Here is a 24292-nt window from a genome sequence, read left to right as displayed (position 1 = left end):
CCCGTCCGCCGACGATCGGTGCTCGCGTTCCGTGCGGCGGTACGCGGTCGTCTACCCGTGCTCAGGGGTTCTGGCCGGCGACGGCCTCCGCGCGGCACCGAGGGCTCTGGCCGCCCTTCTCGGGACCGCCCGAGCGGAACTCCTCACCCTGCTCGACACCCCGAAGTCCACCACCCAGCTGGTGGCTCTCACCGGCCTGCCTCTGGGTTCGGTCGGCCGGCACCTGCGGATCCTGCGTGAGGCTCGTCTGGCTCAGCGCCGGCGCGCCGGCCGCTCGGTCCTCTACTTCCGCACCGCGGCAGGTCAGGGCCTGGTGGCGGCACAGTCCTCCGAGTGCGGTGGTCTGTGACGGCAGGGCCCCGCACCGTACGGTCGCGGAGGTGCACAGCCCGCAGGTTCCCCGACGGTCGCGGACGGCCGCCGCCCTCGACGGGGTGCCCGCGGATTCGGGCGACCGTGTCCGGCATGTCCGGCCGCATACGGGACGACTTGGGCGAGCGGGCCCGGCCCCCGGTCCCGGGGCAGCGCGCCGTTCACGCTGGACCGCGGTGGTCGAGCCCGTGCCGCCTTCCCTCAGTGGGAGAAGTGCCAGTGCGGCATGTCGGGTGTCATGGACAGGGCGCGCTGCCACATGCCCTGGGCCTGTTCGGCGGGGCGCTGCTGCTCTCCGTGCAGGGCGTTGAGGACGAGCAGACCGCCGGTCAGCGCCGGGACGGCCCACTGCATGAAGGTCAGGTGTTGCTGGGCCTTGTCGGTGTCGATGGGGTGCTTGGCGGCCTTGTGGGCGTCCTCCGGGTCGGCAGAGGAGGCGAGTTCGATCTTCTTGCCCAGCACGCGGCTGTAGGCGGTGGCCGCGAGTGCGGCTCCGGTCAGGACGGTCTTGGCGAGGGTGGAGGCGGCCACGCCCTGCTGGGCGGCCACGCGGGGCGCGTTCACCGCGAGCAAGCCGCCCGAGCCGAAAAGGTGGGCGGCGATCGCCGCGGCGTTGACCGGTGTCCACTTGCCCCAGCCGGAACTGGCGATACGCGCCGTCGTCGCCCAGGTTCCGCCCTCGTCGCGGGCGGCGCCGTTCAATCCGACCGCGCCCATCAGGGAGCCGCCGAACCAGGCGGCCAGCCCCACATCGTGCAATCCACGCAGCATCGTATGACGGTCGGACACGCTGTCTCCTCGGCTGTCGTCCACGCGTCGGCAATGGCGGCCGACGCCTTGCCCACCGTCGCCCAGAGCGTGGGGGCGGGCCATCGCAACTGCTGCGAATGGAGGACAAGGGGACGCGGGAGGCGTCACGCCAGTGGGCGGCGATCGCCCGGCTACGCCGGTGTCGGTCGTCAGTCCGGCGGGGCCGATGTCGGCACGGTGCAGACGTCGGCGATCGCCCGTGTGTCCCAGTAGACGGGGCGGACCTCGGTGATCCGCCCGTCCTTGACCGTGATCGTTTGCAGGATCGGGAAGCCGAGTTCACGGCCGGTCGCCCGAGCGCGGGCATGGACCTGTGTGAGTACGACCGAGGTCTCGCCGGTGGCGACTCCTGCTTCACCATGTCGAACGACTCCCACACCTCCCCCATCCTGCGGAAGAACCGCATCAGGCCGCTGTGCCCACGCCATGTGCCTCCATAGGGCAGGGCGTCCGCTTGATGGAACTCGACATCCGGCGAGAAGAAGGGGGCCAGCAGGCTGAACGAAGCCTCGCCGGGGCCGCCCGCCGCCAAATACTCCGCCTCGGCCGCGTCCATGCCGGTCAGGACGGTCACTCAATCCGTGGGCGATGACATTGCCATGGCACCAGCTTGATCACCGATGGAGGATCTCGCCGGCGGCATTCGGACGTCGAGGAGCGGTTCCGCACGGTCGTCGTGGCGCCTTGGCGGGGAACCCGAAAAGGTGCCCCCCGGACCGGGGGTGGCTGCCGGCCTCCGCCCGAGGACATCGCTCACCTGCCCGTCAGGAAAGGGAGGTCATGCGTCGGGGCTGTGGCCGGAAGTCCGGAGCCAGTACGAGCGGATGGCGACGATCAGGGCCGCCCCGTAGACGGCGAACGCTGTCATGCCGACCCAGGTCACCAACAGCGCGTCGCTCGAGGAAGGGAAGTCGCCGCGCCGCATCGTGACCACGCCGGCCGAGGACAGGGCGGCATAGGCGACTCCGAACACCCCGTACGGAGCCAGGGTGGCAGCACCGATCGCAGCGGGAGCCAGCGGGAGCCAGCGGGGCACACGCCGACCTCGCAGCCACGGCGTCCAGCGGGGGAAGACCTGGCCCCACGGGCGTACCAGGCCCCACAGCAGGAACACGCCGAGGGCTGCCAGCAGCACGGTGGCGTCCAGGCCCCACGACTCCAGGGTGAGCCAGATACCGGAAGCACCGTTGCGCCGGGAAATCGCGAGCATCTCTTCACCGGTGATCCCGGCGAATGTGCCCCCGGATACCCAGGTCAGTTTCATCACCGCGTACGGAACAAAGGCCAGCGTCCCGGCGGAGGCGGCAAGCTGCGCCGTCCCGGAGCCGGCGGACGGCGGTGGTGCGACGGCCACGGCCGGTGAGCGGTGCGTGGACCGGACGGTGGCCGCGAGCAGCAGCACCCCGGCCGCCGCCCATAGGTGGTGCGTAGCGGCCAGTCGGCTGTCCACGCCCTGACCGAACAGGACGGTGATGACGTCCATCAGGAGCCCGAACGCGGCGATCGCGACCAGTACGCACGCCACCCACAGCACCGCTCGTAACGCCGGCCGCGGTCCCCACCGCGCCACCGCGCCACAGGCCACCGCCGCCAGCGACCCGACCGCCACGACGCCCCAGCCCAGTGCCGGGGGCCCCGGGACGTCGCCCAGGTAGAACAGCGGCCGCCCGCCCAGTGCGCCGGCCAGGCCGAAGCACGCGTACACCACCGCCCACGCCATTGCGGCCCGGCCCACCCAGCGCGGCCACTGTTGCCACCCCCGGCGCCAAGGCGCCCTCGACGTCTCTGTCGCACCGTCCATGCACCGAACATCGCACTGATCTCGGCGCACCCACATCGGCCTCCCGGTTGATCCGCCTCCCCCGGTCGGGTGAGCAACGTGTGACGCCGTCGTCGGGTAGCGGTGCGACCGGCCCACCGGCGGCGGACCAGGCGGTGAATCGCGAAGCCGGCGCCGTGCGCTATCGCCGATGTGTGGCGGCGGGTTGGGGTGAGGCCGTGTCCGCGCGCACCGCCGGGTCCTTGCGGGGCCGGCCGTGGTAGCGGGAGATGGCCACCCCGGTCAGGCAGAGCAGGCCGCCCAGCAGGCTCAGCCAGGCCGGGACCTCGCCCAGGAGGATCCAGCTCAGCAGCACGACGATGGCCGGTACGGCGTAGGTGGTCGCGCCGAGTTTCCCGGCCGGCGTCCGTGCGAGAGCGTAGGTCCAGGTGGTGAAGGCCAGGGCGGTGGGGACCACGCCCAGGTAGACCATGTTGAGGGTGGCGGAGAGCGGGGCCCGGGGGATTTCCGCGACCAGTTGACCGGTGAACGGCAGGCACGCCACGGTCCCGGTGAGGCAACTGAACGTGGTGATCTGCAGCGGGGTCCCGTAGGAAAGGGCGGGCTTCTGCGCGATGACCCCTGTCGCGTATGCCACCGCCGCGAGCAGGCACAGTGCTACCCCGAGCACCGACGTCGAGCCGTCTCCTCCTGCCGACATCGACAGGCCGACGACCACGGCGCCGACGAAGGAGATCGCTGTGCCCATCAGCAGCCGCGGCGGCAGGGCCTCGCCGAGCAGGCGCGCGGCGAGGAGCGCCATGAGGATCGGCCCGGTATTGACGAGCAAGGAAGCGGTGCCCGCGTCGACGAGGCGTTCGCCCCAGTTCAGCGCCACCATGTAGCCGGCGAACCATACGAGTCCGGAAATCAGGATGCCCCTTCGGGCGCCGCGCGGAGGCAGGCCTTCACGGCGCAGGAGGAGCAGCGTCACAAGGACGAGCGAGGCGGCGAGCAGCCTGCCGAGGGCAAGTGCCCCTGGGGAGTAGGCGGCTGCGGCGCTGCGGATGGAGACGAAGGCGGAGGCCCAGGCGAACACGGTGAAGCAGACGGCGCCGCCGGTGAGCAGGCCGGGCGGAAGGGCACGCGGTGGGGTCTTCATGCCTCCTGACCTTACCTCCCCACACTTCGGCATGCACCGAAATATTGTCGAGGGCTGGAATGGTGGTCAGCACTGCCGGAAGGCCTCTAGCGCCATGACTGCGCGGTGAGGCCCAGGAGTTCGCCGAAGGCCTTCTCCCCCTCCGGCGTCACCAGCAGGGCCCGTCCACCGCCTTCCGGGCGTACGACCCACGCTTGCTCCAGGGCCCGTGCGCACAGCCTTGCCCCGGCCAGGCCGCCCAGGTGGCGCCGGCGCTCCGTCCAGTCCAGGCAGGAACTCGCCTGTGGTCGGCGCCCCGCACCTCTCACGTCGATGCCCGCCTCCTCGTACCAGTGGAGCCCCGCTTCCGTCAGTGCGAACACGCCCTCCGTGCGCAGCAGACCCCGGTGCTCCATCGCGTCCGTCACCGCCATACCGAGCCGCCCGGCGAAGTGGTCGTAGCACGTGCGGGCCCGCACCATCGGGTCCGGTGCGGCGACCACCGGCACGGCGTGCGCCGCGTCACGGCCCGGGACGGCGTGGGTGGCCAATTCATCCACCACACGGGCGGTGGCGGCATCGGCGATGCGCACGTACGCGTGCCGCCCCTGCCGCTCCATCACGCAGATGTCCGCGTCGAGGAGCCGGGTCAGGTGCCCGCTGATGGTGGAGGGGGCGACCCCGGTGGCGCGGGCCAGTTCGCCTGCCGTCCAGGCACGTCCTTCCAGCAGGCACATGCAGATGGCGGCTCGCGTCTCGTCGGCCAGGGCGGCGGCGAAGGAGGCCAGCTTCGCGGCGGGGGCCGGAGCGTCCGCCGGTCTGGGAGGAGGTACCTGATCCATGACTCCAGGATGCCCCATCACTTCGGCAGGCGCCGAAACGCATCGCCGAGGAGTGCCCATCCGGGCGGCGGCAGGCCGGGCGGGCCCGGGCGGAGTGCCTTCGTCGGCCGAGGCGGGGCGCGCGGTCGGCCTCTAGGGGGTGGCGGTGACGGTGTCGGCGAAGGCGCGGGCGAGCGGGGAGAGGGCGTCCCAGCGGCGTACGGCCCAGCCCACCGACAGCTTCGGCAGGTCGGGAATGGGCAGGAGGCGCAGAGGGTGGGGGCCGTTCCGGTCCTGCCGGCCGGGCAGGGCGGGCACGATGGCGTGGCCGAGGCCGAGTTCGGCCAGCAGGATGGCCGTGTCCCAGTCGGCGACGCTGGTGTCGGACGTGACGTGGATGCCCAGTCTCGCGAAGGCGGTGTCGAGATGGGCGCGGGAGGAGGAGTTCTCCGGCAGCCGGATGTGCCTGATGTGGGCGAGATCGGCGACCTGGACGTGGGACCGGTCGGCGAGGGGGTCGTCGGACCGTACGGCGAGGACCCACGGCAACTCGGTGACGGGGCGCTGCTCGATGCCGCGGACCGGGCGGCCGAGGGTGATCCAGGCGAGGTCCACGGTGTTGGAGGCCAGTGCGGCGAAGCAATCGTGGCTGGAGGTCTCCGTGCGGAACTCCAGGGTCACCTTGGGGTGCCGGCTCCGGAAGGCCACGACGGCTTCGGCCATGAAGTGGCGCACCGTCGTGGCACCGGTCGTCACCCGTACCGAACCGGCTTCCCCGCGTGCGAGTTCCCCCACGCTCCGCAGGGCCGAGTCCAGGCCGGCGATGCCGTCCGCCGCAGCCGCCTGCAGCACCCGCCCTGCCGGCGTGGGGGCCACTCCACGGGGATGGCGTTCGAGGAGGCGTATGCCGGTCTCCTTCTCCAGCCGTTTCACATGCTGGCTGACTGCCGACTGGGTGCAGCCCAGGTCCCGGGCCACGGCGCTCAGGTTGCCGGCCCGGCACACCGCGACGAACACACGCAGATCATCAAGAGTCACAGGGGCCCAAGTTATCGCTTGGGTAAGGGCAATGAAACCCCAGGATTGACTGCGACCGCGCACGGGATCACGATCGTTCGCAACAGGGCGGCAACCCGCCTCCCGCGCTCACGTACCCGGTCCGGAGGGGTGGAGCACGGCGGGAGCGCGGGTGCCGACCCCACCCGCCGGTGACGGAACCGGCGGGTGGCTGATCCGTCGGACGCCGCGACGACGCCTGGCGCGGGCCGGCGCCGTCGAAGGGGTGGCGGGGCCCGCGCGGGATGCCGGGGACGGAGCCGCCTGCCCGGCAAGAGATGATCACCTGGAAGCGGGGTCGGTACGCTCACAGCCATGGGACTGGACCTCACCGTGTTGATCGCCGACCCCTCATGGCTGGCGGAGGTCCCGCCCCAGGGGCGAGTGGCTCGGCTGAGGGACGCCTGGTACGCGGACGAGACGCGACTGTGGGACCACGGAGCGCCGCCGGTCACCAGCGGCTGGGTTTGGCCGCAAGGGCCGAACAGCGCGGTGTTCGCCCTGTACGAGTTCCGGGACACCCTTGGTTCGTTCAAAGCCCATTTCTGGGCCGGACAGCGGTGGGAAGCCGCCCGTGACCATGTCGACCCCACGCTGCGAAACGTGTTGGACACGTTCTTGCTCGGGCTCGTGTGGATCGGGCTGGACGGAGAAGCGGAGCAGACCGACACGGGGTTCTTCGGCGCGGACGACTACGGTGTCCTGCTGGCACTGTCGCCGGAGAGCGTGCGGGGCCTTGCCGCGGTCTGGCGTCGCGTACGCCCTCTTCTCAGCGGTATGGAGGGGGCCTTCAGCGCGCATGCCGCCCTCCCCGACGGGTGGGTGCACGACTTCGGCCGGTTCTCGGACCTGCTGACGCAGTGGGGCCATGTGCTGACCGAGGCGGCTGAACGCGGGTGGTGCGTCGTGGGGTTGAGCGAATAGCCCGCCGGTGATCCTCCGCGGTTTGCAGCGGCGCCGGGGGCCCGACCGGAACGTGCCCCTGAAGGAGCGGACCAGCATCGCGCCGCCGGTCGGCGCGGCCACCGTGGTCCCGGACGAGGCCGGGCGGACTGTCAGTGGCTGGTGACAGGCTTGTCCGGGCTCGCGCACGGAGGGTCCGGCGTTGTCACGAGGCGAGGAGAGACATGGAAGACGTCATCGAGCGGATCCGGGCGGCCCACTATCCCGACTGGCCACTGATGGATCTCCCCGACGAGGCGTTCCTCGCACGGTTCGAGCGGGAGCACGGGATGACGCTGCCCGCGGGCCTCAAGGAGTTCCTGCTCCGTGTCAGCGATGTCGTCTGTGACGGTCCGTCACCGGTGACCGTCACGGATCCGTTGCTGGAAACCCACCTGCCGGACCTCGCGGCCCTGGCCTGGGAGCAGGGGGTCCCGCGCGACCTGGTGGTCCTGTGCCAGGACGAGAGTCTCTTCTGGCTGGTCGCGCCGGACAGCACGGTCGTCGTCTGGTCGTGCGACACGTACGGCTTGACCGAGGACCGCTGGGACTCCGTGTGGCACTGGGCGCGCGACGTCTGGCTCGGGCCCTGATGCCCGGGAGCCGCCGCCGGTGGAGGCCGCGTTCGCGGGGGCTGCTGCTCGGGCGCTAGGCGACGAGGGCGGCGACCACCTTGTCGGTCATGCGGGCGAGGAGTGCGGGGTCGGCGGGCGCCCGGCGCACGGTGGTGGCCCAGTACAGCGGGCCCGCCAGGAAGTCGAGGCACAGGTCCAGGTCGGTGTCGGCGGGCAGTTCACCGCGCTGGACGGCCCGGTCCAGGAGGGCACCGACCTTGGCGCGGCGGCCCTCGCCGATCCGCTCGCCGAGCGTGGTGGCGATGCCGGGGTGGTAGGAGCGGGCGGCCAGCAGGTCGGGAAGGATCCGCGCGACCAGCGGGTGCCGTAGCGCCTGGTCGGTCTCGGTCAGGTAGGCCAGCACGTCGCCGCGCAGACTGCCGGTGTCGGGCGTGTCCGCGGCGGTGACCGAGACCTGGACGACGAGGTCGATGGTCATGGCTTCCTTGGACGGCCAGCGCCGGTAGATGGCGGCCTTGCCCGTGCCGGCCCGGCGGGCGACGGCCTCCAAGGACAGTTTCCCGTACCCGACTTCGGCGAGTTCCTCGAAGAAGGCGGTACGGAGGGCGTCGGTGACCGTGTCCTGGAGGACGGGGCCGCCGGCGGGGCGGGCGGAGGGTGGTCGGCTCATGCCGCCAGCATACCGAGACGGAACGGTTGCGTCTCGCCTTGGACGAGGAGTACGGTCACGATCAACCGAGACGGAACGGATCCGTCTCGTCTAGCGCGCTGGAGAGACAGCAGTGACGTTCCTTTTCCATGACGAGTCCTTCGACTTCGAGACCCTGCGCACCGCCTGCTTCGCCCCCTACGGCGGGGCCGACCTCGGTGAGGTCATCGTCACCGCGCGCGCCATCCCCGACGGCGACGAGGACGCCTGGTACGAGCAGTGGCGCGCCACCGCCGCCCGCGTCCACGCCCTGGGCGACGAGGCGCTGGCCGCCGGGCACCGCGTCAGCGCCCGCGAAGCCCTCCTCCGGGCGTCGAACTACTACCGCACCGCCGAGTTCTACCTGCGCGACGACCCGTTCGCCGACGACCGCGCCAAGGAGCTCTCGTCACTGGCGCGCGGCACGTTCGGCGTCGCCGCCTCGCTCCTGGACAGCCCTGTCGAGCCGGTCGCGATCCCGTACGAGGACACGACGTTGCCCGGCTACCTCTTCCTGGTGGACGACTCCGGCACCCCGCGACCGACCGTGATCTTCACCAGCGGCTACGACTCCATCCTCGAGGAGGCCTACTTCGCCGTCGCCGCGGCCGCACTGCGCCGCGGCTACAACTGCCTGGCCTACGACGGTCCCGGCCAGGGCGCCGCCCTGCGCGACCAGCGCCTGTTCTTCCGGCCCGACTGGGAGGCGGTCCTCACCCCCGTGGTCGACTTCGCCCTCACCCGCCCCGAGATCCACCCCGGCCGGATCGCGCTGCACGGCTACAGCTTCGGCGGCCACCTGGTCGCCCGCGCCGCCGCCTTCGAACACCGGGCGGCGGCCCTCGTCCTCGACGGCGGGATCTACAGCTACTACGAGGCCACCACCCGCCTCCTTCCCGCGTGGCTGTTGCAGTGGGCCCTCGACGGCCGCGACGAGGAGGCCGAACACGCCCTGTCGCTCGCGCTGGCGGGCGACACGTCCTTGCGGTGGGCGCTGCGCAACGGCGCGTGGACCTTCGGCGCCGCATCGATCCCCGACTACGTACGCCGCTCACGCCCGTACACCCTGGACGGGGTAGCCCGGCGCATCACCACCCCGTCACTCGTCTTCGACCCGGACAACGACTTCGTCTTCAAGGGGGAACCCGCCCGGCTGCACCGGGAGTTGCGGTGCCCGAGCACCCTGGTCGCCCTGTCCGAGGCGGACGGAGCGGGCCAACACTGCGCCTACGGGGGCCGCTCCACCCTCCACCAGCACATGTACGACTGGCTCGACCGGGCCCTGTGACGTCTACCAGGTCCGTCCGTCCGGCAGGTCTCCCAGGCCCGGGGCGGACAGGTGCAGGACCTGGTAGCGCTCGGTCGCGTCCTGGTCCGGCGCGGAGGCGTCCGCCCACAGCACGAACCGCAGGAGCTGCCAGTGGTGCGGGTCGACCGCCAACGCGGCGGTGTGGACGCCGTCCTGGCGGGAGAGCCGCCGCACCTGCTCGGCCTCCCGGTCGATGAGCGCGGACAGACCTGTGCCGGTACCGTCCGCGTCGGCGTCGAGCGGTACGGGAGTGAGGCGGCGCGAGGCGGATGCGACGGGTGCCGTGCGGGCGGGTCCGGCGTGGCAGGAGATGCCCGTCCAGTGGCGGGCGACCGGCCGGCCGAAGTCCCGGACGATGTTCTGGAACCCGCCGCCGCCGACGAGGAAGCGGGCCATCGCGCCCGTGTCGTTCCACAGGTAGAAGGGGGCGTACTGGTTGACCGGCGAGTCGTCGATGCCGCGTTCGCGGATGACGTAGGCCTTGAGCCCGAGGCCGGCGCGGTCGTCGAGGACGTGGCCGCCGTCGGCCACCCGCTTGCGGATGGTGCCCATGTCGTAGTCGGCGGGCAGGGTGATCTCGTACTGCTTGGCGTACACGAAGGGTGCTGCCTTTCTTACCGGTTGGTCGGTGATGCGGCGGGTGGGGAGGCCGCCGTGACGACGGTGGCGGTGCGGGCGTCGCCATGGCCGCCGACCAGGAGATCCACCTCCTCGGCGACGAGCGCGGCGCGCTCCGCGCCCGCCGCCTCGTGCGCGCCGCGCCGGCGGCCCACCGTCCGGGGCCGTCCGCCTGGAAGGCGTCTCGGGATTCGCCTGGGGGCAATGCGTTCACCCGCCCCAGGCGGCGCTGCCCTGAGCCCGGGCGGCGGCCCCACCCCCACGGTGGCGGCGTGGAAGAGGGGCCGGCCGGCGTCCCGTACGGGACTCAGCCGGTGACCTTCACGACGCCCGACGCGGTCGCGTCCGCGCCCCTCCCGTCCGCCGGCGCCGCGGTGAGACGCCAGGTGTACGCGCCGGGAGCGACCGGCGTCCCCGACTCGGACGTGCGGTCCCAGGTGACCCGTACTGCGCTGCGGGCGTCCGTACCGGTCCAGGTGCGGACGACCTCACCGGTCGCGCGGCGGGTGAGCGTCACCTGCCAGGACGCCGCGGGCTTGCTGAGCCACCATGCGGCGGACCATTCACCGGCCGGTGTCCGGGGCGCGGTGGTACGGACGACGTCCAGTGGGGAGACCGCCTGCTGCGGTGCGGTGACGTGGACGGCGTCGTCAGTGCCGACCCAGGCCAGCTTCCCGGCCCGCGCGTCGAGGGTCCAGGTGGTGCCGCGTCCGTCGCCCCCGTCCGAGGGCTGCTTCAGGCCCGTGACGGTGCCCAGGTCGACCGTGCCGCCGTCCGCCTCCAGGGCGGTGAGGCGCACGTCGCCGGACGGGGTGCGGTGGGCGAGGAAGCGGTCGCCCAGGAGGACGCCGGACGCGGGGGCGGGGTAGGTGCGGCCGGTGGCGAGGTCGCGTACGCCTGCCGTGCCCTTGCCGGCGCAGCTCCAGTACAGCAGGGTGCCGCTGTGCTGGAGTTCGTCGGGGACGCAGCCGGAACCGAGGGTGACGCTCCCCGCGACCTTTCCGGAGCGCAGGTTGACGACCTTCACCGTGCCGGGCGACTTCGGCGCCGGCTTGAACAACGTGTTCTGCTCCAGGACGGCGGCCTGTACGGGTTGTTCGCGGACGACACGGTCCCGGGCGGTGTCCACGACGTACTGCCGTCCGCCCGCCTCGTACAGGACGAACTCCGGCGCCGCGTCGACGATCCGGCCGTTCGTGCCCGGCAGCGGCAGGCTGTCCACCGGATGGCCGGGGTCGTCGCCGGTCACCAGCACATCGGTGCCGGTGCCGGCATCGGCGACCAGCCTGGCGAGTCCCTCGTCGGTGCCGTCCCGGAAGCGGCCGGCCTTCAGGCCCGGGAAGTCGGCGAGTGCGGCGCCGTCGGCCGGGTCGAGTCCGGTGCCGACGTCCTCGCCGTGCAACGTCCGCTCGCCGGTGAGGGAGTTGAGGTAGCGGAGGCGCCCCCGGTCGAGGCCGAGTGCCTCGATCGCCCCGTCCGCCGTCTTGACCCGGGGCACTTGGCGCAGCGGGAGGTCGAAGACGAGCCCCGCGCCGTCCACGCTGTAGTGGTGCACGGCCCGCTTGCCGTCGGCGTCCTTCCCGAGCACGACCAGCGAACCGGTGCCCTCGGAGCGGAGGAACGCCTGCTCGACGTCGCTCAGCAGGGTCCGCTCGGTCTCGGCGCCGTCGAAGGGGGTCAGGCGCAGCGGCCCGCCGCCGCCCTCATACCAGAGCACGTTGTCGCCCACGACGAAGGTGGTGACCGCGCTCTCGGGCGACCGGACGGGCAGCGGCACGACGCGCGGGGCGGACGTGCTGCCGAGCGGCATGATCCGCACACCCGTCTCGCCGTCGCGGGAGAACCAGCTGACCGTGCTGCGCGTGATGCGGAAGCTGCGGGCGGAACCGGTGACCGGCAGGGGGGTCACGTTGCCGTTGTAGGCGGTGAGGATGCCGTAGCCGGGGGTGCCGTCGGCGTTGCGGTAGCCGATGACGAGCTGGTTGTACTGGGCGCCGAGCAGTACGGGTTCGGCTCCGGTGGTGGCTCCGGCGGGCAGCTTCACGACGGGGTCGGCGGCCGGGTCCCCGCCGCGCGCCACGCGCAGCTCGTACGTTCCGTCGCCCCGGTCGACGGTGGCCAGCACCCAGCCGTTGGCCACGCGCGGGTTCAGATAGCCCGTCGGCACGCTGATGGTGTTGGTGAAGCGCGGGTCCTCGATGCCGACCCGCACGACGTCCGTTCCGCCGTCCTCGCGCGGCCGGGTGTAGACGACGCGGTCGTACTCGTCGTGTCCGCGCACGATGGCGTCCTCCGGGACGCCGTCGAGGGCCGGGACGGGCTTGGTGGTGCGGTTGTACGTCGTCGTCCAGAGGTAGCCGCCGCCCTCGCGGTGCAGCACGCCCTGGCTGCCGGTCGCCAGCACCGTCTCCGTGCCTTCGCCGTAGGCGTCGGGGGCGGGCAGGACGACCTCGGCCGGTCCCGACGCGCCGGACGTCACGGCGGCCGCCGCCGCTTCGGCCGCTTCGGCCGTGACCGGCAGGGCGGTTGTCAGTCCCGCCGCCAGGACGACGGCGATGGCGGTACGGCGGGTTCGCCGGGTACGGCTCGAACGGCTGGTTGCGCGCAGGTGATGGGACACCTGACCCCCCTCTTGTTAACCAATAACCTTACTCTTTGCGGTGTGAACTCGGTTAACCATACATAAGGGAGCGGGAGTTGTGCACGGGTTTCCGCACTCCTTTTCGTCGCAGGGCCGTGGCAACAGCGGTCGGGCCAGGCCGACTTGCCCGGCGAACCGCCGGGGCGGTCGTGGAATGCGGGACGTGTGCGGCACGTTGCAGCCGACGGGGGTGACGGGCATGGGGATCGCGGATGAGGCAGCAGCTCCGGCGCGGCTCGCTGTCGTTCCCGTCCACGCGCCGGTGGGTACGTCGGCTTCTCACCCGCGCCCGGCACCTCCGAACCGTACTCAGCGGAAGGAATCCCGATGTCCACCGATCGACGCACCATCACCAACCCGGGCACCCTGCACGACCCGACTCCGTACGGGTACAGCCACGCCGTCTCGTCGCCGGGCGACCTCGTCTTCATCGCCGGCCAGTACGCCTCCGACCCGACCGGAGCACCCGTACCCGGGGACTTCGCCGCGCAGGTCGAACTCTCGCTCACCCGTCTGCGGAATGCCCTGGAGGGCGTCGGGCTCGGCTTCGAGCACGTCGTCCGGCTCGGCACCTACATCGTCGACCACGAGCCCGGCAAGCTGGAGGTCCTCGGGAAGGCACTCCACGCCGCGTTCGGGGAGCGGCTGCCGGCGCAGACGCTGAGCGGGGTGGCCGCGCTCGCGCTGCCGGGAATGCTCTTCGAGATCGACGCGGTGGCGGTGCGCCCCGCCGCCTGACCTCCCCTCCGGGACACCGCATCCGGATCGCGTCGTCCCGTCATGGCCACGGTTCCCGGCGGGCGGGGCCGCCCCGGCCGCCGCGAACCCCATGTCGTCCCCGGCCGTCTTACGGTGACCAGGGACGGGCCGTGCGGATCCCGTCCTCGCCGGGGCCGACGAACACTCCGCCGCGGACGAGCTCGTGGCCTGCCTCAAGGGTGGGATACGTCTCCGCTTCCGCCCGGAACGGGCGGGGGACGAGGAGCCGCGAGGGAGCCGCCTGGAGAGGCGGACCGACGCTTAGAGGTCCTCACCGCGCCGCGGCGGCGTTCGATGCCTCACGGATGCGCGCCCCGGACCGGGCCCTCGACGTGCGAAGAGCGGGGCCTCCCTGACGGCAGGCCGACCTGGGGGAACGGTGGGCCGGGTGGCGGGTGACGCGATGACACAGCCGCGTATCCGACGTCCTCCCCCGTCCACGAGCCGGAAACAGCGCTGACGTACGGTAGTTGGTCACACGGCGACGCTCGCCGAACGGAGCGGGGTATCGGGGCTGCCGTCCCCCCGGCGTCCCGTACGGCATCGGCCGCACCTCATGATGTCCTGGAGACGAGGGGATGCGCCCCCTCCCCAGGATGTGATCATCTCCCTGGGCAGGACGGAGAGTGCAGCAGTGATCGGGACCGTGTTCCGCAGCGAGGACGTCCCCGCCGGCGAGCGGTTCGACCGCTGGCGGGAGCTCATCGACCGCACCCGCGCGAACGAGGCAAGCAGCGACCACGCGGCCGACTTCCGCGCGGAGTTGCGGGTGACGGAGCTGGGACCGGTCACGGTCTGGCGGACGTCCTTCCCGCCCGTGCGCTTCCGGCGGAGCGCGCGAAGGGTGCGCCAGGCGGACTCCGAGTTCTATCACCTGTCCTTGCTGACGCACGGGCGGCTGACGCAGAGCCGCGAGCGGGGAGGGACGACCACGGTGGGCGCCGACGACCTGATCGTCGACTCCAGTTGGCAGGCGTGCGAGGCCTCGGCGTTCGCCTCGGGCCAGGCGGCCGAGGGACGGCCGGGTGTCGTGGCCGGTGTGGGGGTGGACCTTCCCAAGAGCCTGCTCCCCCTGCCCCCACGCCAGGCGGAACGGCTCCTGGGGCACGGGTTGTCGGTACGGAACGGCACAGGGGCACTCCTGGCGGACTTCCTCACCGGCCTGGAGCGGCAGGCCGACACCCTCCGGCCGGCCGACGCGGCCCGCTTGGGCACGGTCACGCTCGACCTGGTCGCGGCCTTCTTCGCCCACGCCCTGGACGCCGAGGCCGCCCTGCCGCCGGAGAGCCGGCACGAGGTGCTGGCCAGGCGCATCCGGACCTACATGAGCCAGCACCTGCCCGACCCGGAGCTGACCCCCGGTGCCATCGCCGCCGCCCACCACATCTCCCTCAGCCATCTGCATCGCGTCTTCGGTGAGCAATCCCCGGGCGAGACGGTCGCCGCCCGGATCCGCTCCCAGCGGCTGGAGAAGATCCGCGCCGACCTGGCCGACCCCGCGCTGCGGACCTGTCCCATCCACGCTCTCGCCGCCCGGTGGGGCATGCCCCACGCCTCCCAGTTCACCCGGGCCTTCCGAGCCGCCTATGGCCTCTCCCCACGCGAATACCGTCAGCAGGCGATGTCCGAGCAGCACTGAGACGCGGCGGGCGCCCATCCACCCCGGACGGGCGCCCGCACTCGCCCCACGGAGGCGCCGGTGGCGCCGGGGCGCAGCACTCGCACCGACCGGGGGCGGCTCATACGGGTTGCTCGGTCGTCGGTCCGCCCCGGACGGTACGGCGTCGTCGGTCCTTTCGGCTCAATCCTTCCCCGGCGGCGTGAACGCCGCGCGGTGAGCCGTGGCCCACTGGCGGAAGGTGCGGGGCGGCCTGCCGGTCACCTCCCGCACCGTCGGATAGACCTGGGACTCGTCCAGGGTGCCGTCACCGTAGAAGCTGAAGAACGCCCGGATGTACGGCTCCGGGACGCCCGCCGCGGCCATGTCGGCCCTGCCTTCCTCGTCCGAGAGGGCACGGAAGCGAAGGTCGCGGCCGAGGACTTCGGCCAGGACGGCCAATCGCTGGGCGGGGAGCAGCGGTTCGGGGCCGCTCAGAGGGAGGACGCGTTCCTCGTGGCCGGGGTCGAGCAGGGCACGGACGGCGACGGCGGCGATGTCGTACGGGTCGACCGACGCGACCGGCACCGCGCCGAAGGCGTCCCTCACGACATCGCCGGCGTTGAGCTGAGGGAGCCATCGCAGTGCGTTGGACATGAAGGCGTTGGGCCGCAGGAACGTCCAGGTGAGGCCCGACTCCCGGACCGCGGTCTCCGAACCGATCATGTACTCGGACAGGATGTTGCGGGTGTCGGTGGCAACGGTCGCGAGGCTGGAGAGCAGGACGACCCGTTGCACCCCCGCCAGGCGCATACGGGCCAGCAGCCCGGGCATGTCGCGGTAGCCGGGGAGCAGGAACACGCCCCGTACGCCGTCGAGGGCCGGCGCGAGAGAGTCGGGTTCGTTCAGGTCTCCGACGGTCTGTTCGGCCGGTACGTCGTCGGCCGGCCGTCTGACCAGTGCGCGAACCGGCTCTCCGGCGCGGGCCAGGGCCCGGACGACCTCGGCGCCGACGTTTCCGGTGGCTCCGGTGACGAGGATCATCGCAGCGTCCGGGCGAAGTGGGCGGCCACGGTGTCGACGGCGATCGTGACCTGGGGTTCGGAGTCGTAGAAGTCGAACTGGGTACCCCGCGTCCACAGGAGGTCGCCGGGGCCGGCGAGACCCGCGTGGAAGCGGCGGGCGCCCTCGGGGATGGCGGCGTCCTCGCTGTGGACGAGCAGGGTGGGCCGGTCGATCCGCGGGGCGAGGGCGATGGCGTCGTAAGTGAGCCAGTCCGCCCAGGACATGAGGGCGAACCGGTTGGGCCAAGCGGGGATGCCGCCGCGATCGGGGTTGAGGTAGAAGTCGATGGCGTACGGCATGGCCGCGCGTTCGTCGGTGGCGGAGACCACGGGCACGTACTCGACCTCGCCGGTCGTGTCGTAGCGGCCGCGGGCCTCCCGGCCGGTCTTGATGCGCCGGGCGACGGCTTCCGCGCCGCCGTAGGCGGCTTCGCAGACGTCGGCGTCGTGCAGCCATGGGGCCACGAGAGCCAGCGAGCGGACCCGGGGGTCGTCGGCGGCATTGCCGGACATGTACATGGCGGCAGCGCAGATGCCGAGTGCGCCCAGCCGGTCGCCGTCGACCGCCTCATGAGCGGCCAGGAAGGTGAGCGCGTGGTGGATGTCGCGGACCTTGCGGGCCGGGTCCTCGACGTCCCGGGGCTCGCCCCCGGACTCGCCGAAGCCGCTGAAGTCGAAGGACAGCGCGGCGAATCCGCGGGAGGCGAGCCGTTCGGCGTATCGGTCGGCCATCAGTTCCTTGACGCTGGTCCACGTGCCGGCGACCACGATCCCGGGCAGCGGGCCCGCTCCGGGCTCCCGGGGGTCCGTGCTCTCCGGAAGGAACAGGTTGCCGGTCAGGGTCACGCCCTCGCTGTCGAAGGTGACCTTCTTCGTGTGTGTCATGCGTGCGTACTCCCACGTCGCTCGGGTGAGCGTGTTCGGTGTGTCGGTGGTGTCGAGGCCGGGTGAGTGGCCGGCTCCGGCGGCAGGGCCCCTCATCGCGCTCCGTCGCTCCAGACCTGGGTCATGACCACGCCGGTGATGCGCCACCCGTCGGGCGAGCGGGTCAGGTCGAAGCGGTACGTTCCGCCCAGCGTCCACAGGGAGCCGTCCCCCTTGCGGTGCGTGGCCTGGAAGGTGGCGTCGCACACGGCGTCGTCGCCGTCGACGGTGACCAGGTGGTTGCCGAGGAGGTGCTGGGTGGCGGCGTACGCCCCGAGGCCCGCCTGCCAGCCTGCGACGATCTGGGACGGAGTGAGGGCGACGGGCTCGCCGCCGTTGAGGCTGGTGTAGTCCAGCATGGCCTCGTCGGCGAACACCCCGGCCAGCGCGTCCCAGGCGCGCTGGTCCGCGTACCAGGCCATACGGTTGCAGGTGTCGATGACGTCCAGACGGTCCATGGTGATGATCCTTGGTTCGGGCCCGAGGCATGGGGGTGGGCCGGGCGGTGAGCACGACGCGCCGTGGGGCGTGTGCTGTAGCCCGCTGCGTGCTTTTCGATGATGGCGCGCGTGGCACGGTCCTGTGTTGTCGTCACGTCCACGGTTTGTCGACACCGCGTCTCACGAGATCGCGGAGGGAGCGGCCCGCCGCGGTCGGCGCCGGGCCCCGGGCCCGTAGGTGAGACGGCGCAGGACCGTTTCGGCGGGGCCGGGCAGGTCGCGGTCGTCCAGGCGAAGGGCGATCAGCACCGTGGCGAGCCAGACCGCCAGGGCGATCACGAGGACGACCGCCGTGGGGCTGGTGTGCTGCCCGGCGAGGTCGAGCGTGAAGGGCAGGAGGAGGACGAGCCAGGCCACCGACTGGAACAGGTAGCCCGACAGCGACCGGCGTCCCAGCGCGACGAGGGCGCGGACGACCACGGCACCGGGGCGGGTGACACGGGCGGCGACGAGCCCGAAGACCGCCACGTACCCGGGTCCGGCGAACATGCCGCCTCCGCCGTGGAGCAGGAGGGCCATGTGCGCCGTGGGCTCGTCGGCATGGAGCCACCCGGCGCCGATCAGCGCGGCCGGCAGCCCTCCGACGACCGCGATGCCGATGCCGACGACCGCGGTCCGGACGAGCAGGGCCCGGTGCCGGCCCGGTCGCTCGAGGATGCGTCGGCGGGCCGCCCACATGCCCAGCCAGGCGATGAGCACGAAGGGCAGCGTGGTCAGTGTGTGTCCTGGCCACTCGGCGAGCCGGTCGGCCAGCGAGTCGGCGTAGGAGGAGGCAGCGAGCGAGCCGACGTGGCCGACGGGGAGTGGCGCGTGGCCCGTGCCGGTGAGAAGTCCGCGGACAACCATGCCGCCGACGACGAGCAGTTCGACGAGCGAGAGCGCCCAGATCACGAGCACGATCCGGTGAAACCGGTCACCTCGGCGCAGCAGGAGCCACGTCATGGCGATGCAGACGATCCCGTAGGCACCGAGGAAGTCGCCGTAGTACAGCAGCAGGGCGTGCGCGAAGCCGAGAACCGTGAGCCAGGCGCCGCGCCGGACCAGGAGGGCCCGGACCTGTCGGGGTGAGCTGCCGGACGCGTCCTGACGGCGGGCCAGTTGCACGATTCCGTAGCCGAACATCAAGGCGAACACCGGGTATCCGCGCGCATGGGCCAGCTCGAACAGTCCGAAGGTCAGGGCGCTTTCCCCGCCCTGTGGCGCGTTGTTGAAGCCGGGTTCGCCGGCGAATGCGACGCCGGCGGAGTTCGCCAGCGCGATGATCAGCAACATCGCTCCGCGTGCCAGGTCCGGCGCCAGGGCGCGTTCGGCACGTCGGACCGGGCCGGTCGGTGGGCGACCGGTGGTGTCCACAGGCATGACATCGTCCCCTCCTCAGGGTGCGGGGACACCCCCCGCATCTTTAATTTATCCCAGAAACTATCACAGGCAAACTAATTAGGGCTCTGGCATGATGAAAGCGCACGCTTCGGGGCGTTGAGGGGACCATGACCAGCGAAGAGACCATTCCGGCACCACTGCGGCGGCTCTGGCGGCTCGCGGAGTCCTCACGCTTGGGCCGCCCCGCCGCCCTCGACGTCGATCGTGTGGTCGCCGCAGCCGTGGAGGCCGCCGACCGCGACGGCCTCGACGGCGTGACGCTCCCCAAGGTCGCCAAGAGCCTCGGGGTCACCGGGATGTCGCTCTACCGGCACGTCGGCTCGAAGGACGAACTCCTCACCCTCATGGGCGACCAGGCTCTCGGTACACCACCGCGCGTCGACGCCGGCGACTGGCGTACGGGACTGGACGCCTGGGCCCGCGCTCAGCGCGCCGTGTACCAGCAGCGTCCGTGGCTCGCCCACCTGCCGGTGAGCGGACCGCCCTCCGGGCCGCACCGGATCGCCTGGATGGAAGCCGCGTTGGCGATTCTGGCTCCCACCCCACTGGACTGGACGCACAAGATCGGTGCCCTCTCGCTCCTCGGCGGTTACGTCGTCCAGACGGTGCGACAGGACCACGAACTCGCCCGGGGCCGGGCCGATGGAGAACGACAGTCCGACGCCGAACGGGCCTACGGTCGCGCCCTGGCGAAACTCGTGGACCCCGAGCGCTTTCCGGAGACGGCGCGCCTGTTCTCGTCGGCACTCTTCGAGACAGGACCGGCGCACTCGTCCGACGCCGCGATCGGTGACGCCGACTTCACGGTCGGACTCGAACTGATCCTCGACGGCATCGCCGCCCGGGTCGAATCGGCCGGCCCCCGATGATCCGCTGGTCCGTCGATACGGAGCGTCCGGCGAGGCTTCCGTCGTCCCGGCGGGAACGGGCATGGCGGCTCTCGCCGGGGGAAGCACACAGATAACCGGCGCCGGGCACGGCTCGGGTACGACCCCGTGGGCGGAGGCATTTCTGTTGGACTGGCTGTTCATCGTGAAACCAGCGGACGGCGACTCCTCGGACAAGGACCGGATGCTGCACCTGGCCGAGACCGCGCCGCGTCGGTCGTGGTGCCTGTCGAGGTGGCGGCGCATGGTCCCCGGCGACCGCTTGTGGATCTACTTCGCCGCGCCGGTGCGGGAGGTCGCCGCCGTGGCCCGCATCGAGGACGAGCCGTACGAGGTGGCCGGCAGCCCCCGCCAGCCGTGGCGGTTCACGGCGACGCTGCACCCGGCGGCGACGCGCCGCCTGCACCGGGACCCCGTCCCGCTCCACGTCCTGTCCAACCGGCACCCGCAGGGCGTCACCCGGGTGAAGGACGCGGACCTGCGACTGCTGCTGGACCACGCGGGACTGTAGCGCCCGCGACGGGCGCCGCCGGACGTGCACCCCACGTGCCGAGCGGCACGGAAGCGGCGCCGGCATCAGGCACCCGTCGGTGGGCCTCGGGGAAAACCCGTTGGGGGACCACAGCGGCCACTGCTACCTTTCCGGAGGCCGTGCCGGAGAACGAGGAGGTGGTACCCGTGAACGCAGTATCGACATGGGTGCTCCCCTCCGGGGTCACGGTCGGGCGATAGGTCGCCCGGGAGCGCCGTTTCGGAGCACTCCCGAAAGGCACGACCATGCAGATCACTTCCGAACGCCGCCTCGACGACGGCGTCCTCGAACGCGAATTCACCCTCGGCCGGATCCCCGGCACTCTGTGGACGCCCGCGTCCGCCGCACCGGTCCCGCTGGTCCTGATGGCCCACAACAACGGGCTGCCGAAGGGGGATGCCCGGCTGATGGCCCGGGCCCGGCACTGCGCGGCGTACGGCTACGCGGTGGCCACCATCGACGCCGCCGGGTGCGGAGACCGGCCCCGTTCCGCCGCGGAGGAGCGTGCCCGGGCCGACCTCCGCCGGGCGATGCGGGCCGATCAGCCGGCCGACGAGATCTTCGAGTCCTTCGTCGCCCCGCTGGTCGAAAGGGCGGTCCCGGAATGGCGGGCCACCCTGGACGCCCTGCTTTCCTTGCCCAAGATCGGCGGCCCCGTCGGCTACTCGGGGTGGACCGCCGTCGGCATCCGGCTGGCGCTGGTGGAGCCGCGCATCGCGGCCGCCGGTTTCTTCGCCGGGGGGTACGTGCCCCGGGCCCAGCGCGCGGAGGCCCGGCGGCTCACCATCCCCCTGCTGTTCCTGGTGCAGTGGGACGACGAGGGGAACCCCCGGCAACGGGCCCTGGACCTGTTCGACGCCTTCGGCAGCAAGGAGAAGACGCTGCACGCCAACATGGGCGGGCACACCGGCACCCCGTGGTTCGAGGTGGACGACGGGAACCACTTCTTCGGCCGGCACTTGAGGTGAGGCCGGGCCGGCCGCCCCGGTCGCGGCGGCGCCGGCCGCCGGCGGTACCGCCGCGATCGGAGCGGCGCCCCATTGACGATGCCTCCAGGCCTCCGCCAATCGAACGAAAATTCGACTTGCTCTGTTATGGTACGCGCATGGCCGACTTCGTACTGGTGGCGGGCGCGTGGCTGGGCGCGTGGGCGTGGGACGACGTCGTCCCGGACCTCCGGGCAGCCGGGCACGGCGCGCACCCCTTGACGTTGTCCGGGCTCGCGGAGCGGCGAGGTGTGCCCGCCGGGCAGCGGACTCATGTGCGGGACATCGCGTGGCAGGTCGAGCGGCTGGGGCTGAGCAACGTCGTTCTCGTCGGGCACAGTTACTCGGGCATCCCTGTCGGGCAGGCCGCCGAGCGGATCGGCGACCGGTTGCGGCGGATCGTCTTCGTCGACTCCAACGTGCCGACACACGGTGAGTCCTTCGCATCCGCCTGGTGGCAGGGGAAGGCGGCCTTCGAGGCGGCGCTCACCGATGACGGGTTCTGGCCACCGCCGCCGGCGTCCGACCTCGAGGGGCAGGGGCTCAGCGACCCGCGGATCACCGGTTTTCTCGATGGCGCTACGCCGCATCCCGGCGCGACGCTCACGGAGCCGGCAGTCCTGGAGCGACCGCTGGACCGGCTTCCGGCGACGTACATCAAGTGCCTGCTGGACGGGGCCGAGCCGAGCGACGACGTCGCGGGGCTGCTCGAGAGCGAGAGCTGGCGGTTGGTCGAGATGGATACCGGTCACTGGCCGATGTTCTCCGCACCGCGTGAACTGGCGCAGATCCTGCTCGACGCGGCTGGGGACTGACCGTACCGGTCGTCACTCCTCGGAGGGGACCTGGGGAAGGCGGGCCAGCAAGTGGGCGTCCAGGAAGCCCCGTTCGGAGGCCGGGTCATGGACCAGCCGGGCGAAGGAGACCAGCCCGGCCGCGGTCAGCAACTCGGCGAACCGGTCCACGGGCCAGCTGTAGGCGGGCGTCACCTTGTGGTCGAAGCGGACCGGCTCCGGACCGTCGGTCGCGAAGAACGACACCAGGAGCAGACCTCCTGGCGCGAGGACACGCACCTGTTCGGCGAGCAGCTCGGGCAGTTCCCCGGGCGGGGTGTGGATCATCGAGTAGTGGGCCAGCAGTCCGCCGAGCGCACCGTCCCCGACCGGCAGGGCCTCCATGCGCGCCACGTCGAACCGCAGCGCGGGATGGGCCCGCCGGGCGTGGTCGACCATGCCCGGGGAGAGGTCGAGCCCGAAGGCGTCCAGCCCCAGGTCGTGCAGCATGGCGGTGAAGTGTCCGGGACCGCACCCGACATCGGCCGTGCGGGGGTTACCCGTCGCGCGCACCAGCTCGGCGAAGGTGCTGATCATGTTCCGCGAGAAGGGCTGCGTCTCCAGCCGATCGGCGAACATCGACGCGTACAGCTCGACGATCCCGTCGTAGGCCGTCCTGGTCTGCTCCTGGTACTCCACCACGGCAACGAAGGTAACATTCACGCCCCTTCGCGGGTCCCGGGCCGGGGAAAGCCCCTGGGTGAGTGTGCGTGCGGCCCGCCGGCTGCTCGTACGCCGGGAACGACACGACCACCCGAGGAGGACACCGTGGACGACAGGACCTGGCACGACGTGCGGCGGCTGCGGGCATGGCTCGACGCCGAGGCCGCACCGTCCACCGCGGCCGATGCCCGGCTGCTGCGCGTGATCAAGGTGTCCGAGGAGCTGGGGGAGGTCGCGGAGGCGGTGCACGGTGCGCTCGGGGCCAACCCCAGGAAGGGCGCGTCCCACACCTGGGAGGACGTGGCGCGGGAACTGGCGGACGTCATCGTGACGGCGATGGTCGCCCTGGACACCATCAGCGGGGAGGGGATCGCGGTGCTCACCTCCCGGTTCACGGCCCGGGCCGAGGCGAACGCCGGCCGGGCGGCGGCCGACGGGGCGTCTGCCGGAGACCCCCGGCTGCTGCGCCTGTTGGGGATCAGCCGGGACATGGGCGGCGTCGCGGTCACGGTCCTCGGCGCACTCGGGGCGAACCCGCGCGGCGACGCCTCCGGCACGACGTCCACGTGGGACGACGCGATGCGGGGGCTCGGCGACCTCGTCGTGGCGGCGATGGAGGCCCTTGACTCGGTCAACGGGGCCGCGCAGGAGACGGTGGACGGCCGGCTCCGCTTCCTCGTGGCGCGGGCACTGGGTGCCGTACCGGCGGCGGAGGAGACGGCCGACGGCGCTCCGCCTCAGCGGATTGGCCCTTAGGGCCGGGGCCGCTGGGCCTCGGGACCCGGCCCGCAGGGCTTCTCCAGGAGGGTGAACGACTTGGGAGCACCACCAGGCTGTGGTTTGCCCGCCTTGTGGCCGACGATCCGGTAGCCGGCGTCCAGGTAGTAGGAGGTCAGGCGCGCATTGCCGGCCAGGCAGTCCAGACGGACCAGCGTCCGTCCCGTGGCGGCGATGCGGCGCTCCGCGGCGTGCAGCAGGAGCCGTCCCGTCCCTGGCCGGGCGTTGCCCCTGTCCACCATCAGCCGGTGCACGTAGCCCGCCACCGGTGGTTGAGGCCCCCAGGCGTCCTCGTCCTCCCACCACAGTTCCCAGGCCCCGGCCGGGCGGCCACCGGCCTCGGCGAGCCAGACCTCTCCCCCGGCGGCCATGGCCCCGCGGAAGTGGTCCTCGTCGAGCTGACCGGGCTGCCACTGACCGGTGATGCCCCGCGCGAGCATCCAGTGGGCGGCATCGTCACGCAGCCGGACGAGAGTGGCGAGGTCGGCCTCTTCGGCGCGGCGGAAGCGCAGATCGTTCACGGTCCGATCCTCGCACGGCTCGCACGCGCGCTCATCGGCGCTGATCGGCGCTGATCGGCGCGGCCGGACCCGGAGGAGGGCCCGTGGGCACCCGACAAAGGCGGTGCGGCGATTGTCGGGTGCGCGGGAGCGGTGCC

General features: G+C 72.2%; 27 protein-coding genes. 11 read left to right on the top strand and 16 right to left on the bottom strand.

Annotated elements, in window-relative coordinates; translation table 11 throughout:
- The coding region (locus tag ACF068_RS07200) for an ArsR/SmtB family transcription factor (RefSeq protein ID WP_392273155.1) at positions 1-349 on the top strand (349 nt) is incomplete at its 5' end.
- Between the two features lie 224 nt (positions 350-573).
- Here the strand turns inward: ACF068_RS07200 and ACF068_RS07195 are convergent.
- The 6 genes from ACF068_RS07195 to ACF068_RS07170 all read right to left on the bottom strand — a co-directional run bounded on the left by ACF068_RS07195 (position 574) and on the right by ACF068_RS07170 (position 5941).
- Positions 574-1161: a hypothetical protein gene (locus ACF068_RS07195; RefSeq protein ID WP_392273154.1), complete on the bottom strand. Its 588-nt coding sequence runs from the start codon at positions 1159-1161 to the stop codon at positions 574-576.
- 170 nt (positions 1162-1331) lie between these two features.
- Positions 1332-1610 (bottom strand): nuclear transport factor 2 family protein, encoded by a 279-nt coding sequence (locus ACF068_RS07190; RefSeq protein ID WP_392273153.1) that lies wholly within the window; start codon positions 1608-1610, stop codon positions 1332-1334.
- Between the two features lie 350 nt (positions 1611-1960).
- Positions 1961-2917: a hypothetical protein gene (locus tag ACF068_RS07185; RefSeq protein WP_392273152.1), complete on the bottom strand. Its 957-nt coding sequence runs from the start codon at positions 2915-2917 to the stop codon at positions 1961-1963.
- Between the two features lie 226 nt (positions 2918-3143).
- Positions 3144-4103: a DMT family transporter gene (locus tag ACF068_RS07180; RefSeq protein ID WP_392273151.1), complete on the bottom strand. Its 960-nt coding sequence runs from the start codon at positions 4101-4103 to the stop codon at positions 3144-3146.
- Positions 4104-4189: 86 nt separating this feature from the next.
- Entirely contained in the window at positions 4190-4924 is a 735-nt protein-coding gene (locus ACF068_RS07175; protein ID WP_392273150.1) for an ArsR/SmtB family transcription factor, read from the bottom strand.
- Between the two features lie 132 nt (positions 4925-5056).
- The gene (locus ACF068_RS07170; RefSeq protein WP_392273149.1) at positions 5057-5941 is read right to left on the bottom strand and encodes a LysR family transcriptional regulator; all 885 of its coding nucleotides are present in this window, start codon (positions 5939-5941) and stop codon (positions 5057-5059) included.
- Positions 5942-6274: 333 nt separating this feature from the next.
- On the opposite strand from ACF068_RS07170, the gene ACF068_RS07165 reads away from it, so the two are divergent.
- Together ACF068_RS07165 and ACF068_RS07160 are read left to right on the top strand one after the other, a co-directional pair.
- Complete coding sequence (locus tag ACF068_RS07165) at positions 6275-6883, top strand: hypothetical protein (RefSeq protein WP_392273148.1); 609 nt, start codon at positions 6275-6277, stop codon at positions 6881-6883.
- Positions 6884-7086: 203 nt separating this feature from the next.
- The gene (locus ACF068_RS07160) at positions 7087-7494 is read left to right on the top strand and encodes an SMI1/KNR4 family protein (protein ID WP_392273147.1); all 408 of its coding nucleotides are present in this window, start codon (positions 7087-7089) and stop codon (positions 7492-7494) included.
- 55 nt (positions 7495-7549) lie between these two features.
- On the opposite strand, the gene ACF068_RS07155 is transcribed toward ACF068_RS07160, so the two are convergent.
- Complete coding sequence (locus tag ACF068_RS07155) at positions 7550-8146, bottom strand: TetR/AcrR family transcriptional regulator (protein ID WP_392273146.1); 597 nt, start codon at positions 8144-8146, stop codon at positions 7550-7552.
- A gap of 112 nt (positions 8147-8258) precedes the next feature.
- Here ACF068_RS07155 and ACF068_RS07150 point away from each other — a divergent pair, with 112 nt between their 5' ends.
- Entirely contained in the window at positions 8259-9452 is a 1194-nt protein-coding gene (locus ACF068_RS07150; RefSeq protein WP_392273145.1) for an alpha/beta fold hydrolase, read from the top strand.
- A gap of 3 nt (positions 9453-9455) precedes the next feature.
- Here the strand turns inward: ACF068_RS07150 and ACF068_RS07145 are convergent, their stop codons facing one another.
- The 3 genes from ACF068_RS07145 to ACF068_RS07135 form a co-directional block, all read right to left on the bottom strand.
- Complete coding sequence (locus ACF068_RS07145) at positions 9456-10070, bottom strand: DUF4865 family protein (RefSeq protein ID WP_392273144.1); 615 nt, start codon at positions 10068-10070, stop codon at positions 9456-9458.
- Between the two features lie 17 nt (positions 10071-10087).
- Positions 10088-10246: a hypothetical protein gene (locus ACF068_RS07140; RefSeq protein ID WP_392273143.1), complete on the bottom strand. Its 159-nt coding sequence runs from the start codon at positions 10244-10246 to the stop codon at positions 10088-10090.
- Positions 10247-10398: 152 nt separating this feature from the next.
- On the bottom strand, positions 10399-12711 hold the full coding sequence (locus ACF068_RS07135; RefSeq protein WP_392273142.1) for a FlgD immunoglobulin-like domain containing protein: 2313 nt from the start codon (positions 12709-12711) through the stop codon (positions 10399-10401).
- 348 nt (positions 12712-13059) lie between these two features.
- On the opposite strand from ACF068_RS07135, the gene ACF068_RS07130 reads away from it, so the two are divergent.
- Both ACF068_RS07130 and ACF068_RS07125 read left to right on the top strand, forming a co-directional pair.
- Complete coding sequence (locus ACF068_RS07130) at positions 13060-13470, top strand: RidA family protein (RefSeq protein ID WP_392273141.1); 411 nt, start codon at positions 13060-13062, stop codon at positions 13468-13470.
- Positions 13471-14125: 655 nt separating this feature from the next.
- Positions 14126-15130 (top strand): AraC family transcriptional regulator, encoded by a 1005-nt coding sequence (locus ACF068_RS07125; RefSeq protein WP_392273140.1) that lies wholly within the window; start codon positions 14126-14128, stop codon positions 15128-15130.
- A 162-nt stretch (positions 15131-15292) separates the two neighbouring features.
- Here ACF068_RS07125 and ACF068_RS07120 read toward each other — a convergent pair whose 3' ends face one another.
- The 4 genes from ACF068_RS07120 to ACF068_RS07105 form a co-directional block, all read right to left on the bottom strand.
- Positions 15293-16132 carry an NAD(P)H-binding protein gene (locus ACF068_RS07120; RefSeq protein ID WP_392273139.1) on the bottom strand — a complete coding sequence of 280 codons (840 nt, stop codon included), beginning with the start codon at positions 16130-16132 and terminating at the stop codon, positions 15293-15295.
- Positions 16129-17037 carry an alpha/beta hydrolase gene (locus tag ACF068_RS07115; protein ID WP_392273138.1) on the bottom strand — a complete coding sequence of 303 codons (909 nt, stop codon included), beginning with the start codon at positions 17035-17037 and terminating at the stop codon, positions 16129-16131. Before ACF068_RS07115 ends, ACF068_RS07120 begins: the two co-directional genes overlap by 4 nt.
- A gap of 92 nt (positions 17038-17129) precedes the next feature.
- A complete protein-coding gene (locus ACF068_RS07110) occupies positions 17130-17534 on the bottom strand; it encodes a nuclear transport factor 2 family protein (protein WP_392273137.1) in 405 nt (134 codons plus the stop codon).
- A 162-nt stretch (positions 17535-17696) separates the two neighbouring features.
- Positions 17697-18935, bottom strand: coding sequence for a DUF418 domain-containing protein (locus tag ACF068_RS07105; RefSeq protein WP_392273136.1), 1239 nt, complete (start codon positions 18933-18935; stop codon positions 17697-17699).
- Positions 18936-19063: 128 nt separating this feature from the next.
- On the opposite strand from ACF068_RS07105, the gene ACF068_RS07100 reads away from it, so the two are divergent.
- The 4 genes from ACF068_RS07100 (at position 19064) to ACF068_RS07085 (ending at position 22176) form a co-directional block, all read left to right on the top strand.
- Entirely contained in the window at positions 19064-19825 is a 762-nt protein-coding gene (locus ACF068_RS07100) for a TetR/AcrR family transcriptional regulator (protein WP_392273135.1), read from the top strand.
- A 145-nt stretch (positions 19826-19970) separates the two neighbouring features.
- A complete protein-coding gene (locus ACF068_RS07095) occupies positions 19971-20354 on the top strand; it encodes a hypothetical protein (RefSeq protein ID WP_392273134.1) in 384 nt (127 codons plus the stop codon).
- A 266-nt stretch (positions 20355-20620) separates the two neighbouring features.
- Entirely contained in the window at positions 20621-21343 is a 723-nt protein-coding gene (locus ACF068_RS07090; protein ID WP_392273133.1) for a dienelactone hydrolase family protein, read from the top strand.
- A gap of 137 nt (positions 21344-21480) precedes the next feature.
- The gene (locus tag ACF068_RS07085; protein WP_392273132.1) at positions 21481-22176 is read left to right on the top strand and encodes an alpha/beta fold hydrolase; all 696 of its coding nucleotides are present in this window, start codon (positions 21481-21483) and stop codon (positions 22174-22176) included.
- 12 nt (positions 22177-22188) lie between these two features.
- On the opposite strand, the gene ACF068_RS07080 is transcribed toward ACF068_RS07085, so the two are convergent.
- Positions 22189-22836: a class I SAM-dependent methyltransferase gene (locus ACF068_RS07080; protein ID WP_392273131.1), complete on the bottom strand. Its 648-nt coding sequence runs from the start codon at positions 22834-22836 to the stop codon at positions 22189-22191.
- Between the two features lie 126 nt (positions 22837-22962).
- Between ACF068_RS07080 and ACF068_RS07075 the strand changes: the two genes are divergently transcribed.
- Positions 22963-23613 (top strand): MazG-like family protein, encoded by a 651-nt coding sequence (locus ACF068_RS07075; RefSeq protein ID WP_392273130.1) that lies wholly within the window; start codon positions 22963-22965, stop codon positions 23611-23613.
- On the opposite strand, the gene ACF068_RS07070 is transcribed toward ACF068_RS07075, so the two are convergent.
- A complete protein-coding gene (locus tag ACF068_RS07070; RefSeq protein WP_392273129.1) occupies positions 23610-24155 on the bottom strand; it encodes a GNAT family N-acetyltransferase in 546 nt (181 codons plus the stop codon). The two genes, ACF068_RS07075 and ACF068_RS07070, sit on opposite strands and share 4 nt — an antisense overlap.
- Positions 24156-24292 lie beyond the last annotated feature (137 nt).

It is taken from the genome of Streptomyces sp. NPDC016309 (assembly GCF_043077235.1).
Classification (GTDB): Bacteria; Actinomycetota; Actinomycetes; order Streptomycetales; family Streptomycetaceae; genus Streptomyces.
This window is presented reverse-complemented; position numbering and strand designations above follow the sequence as displayed.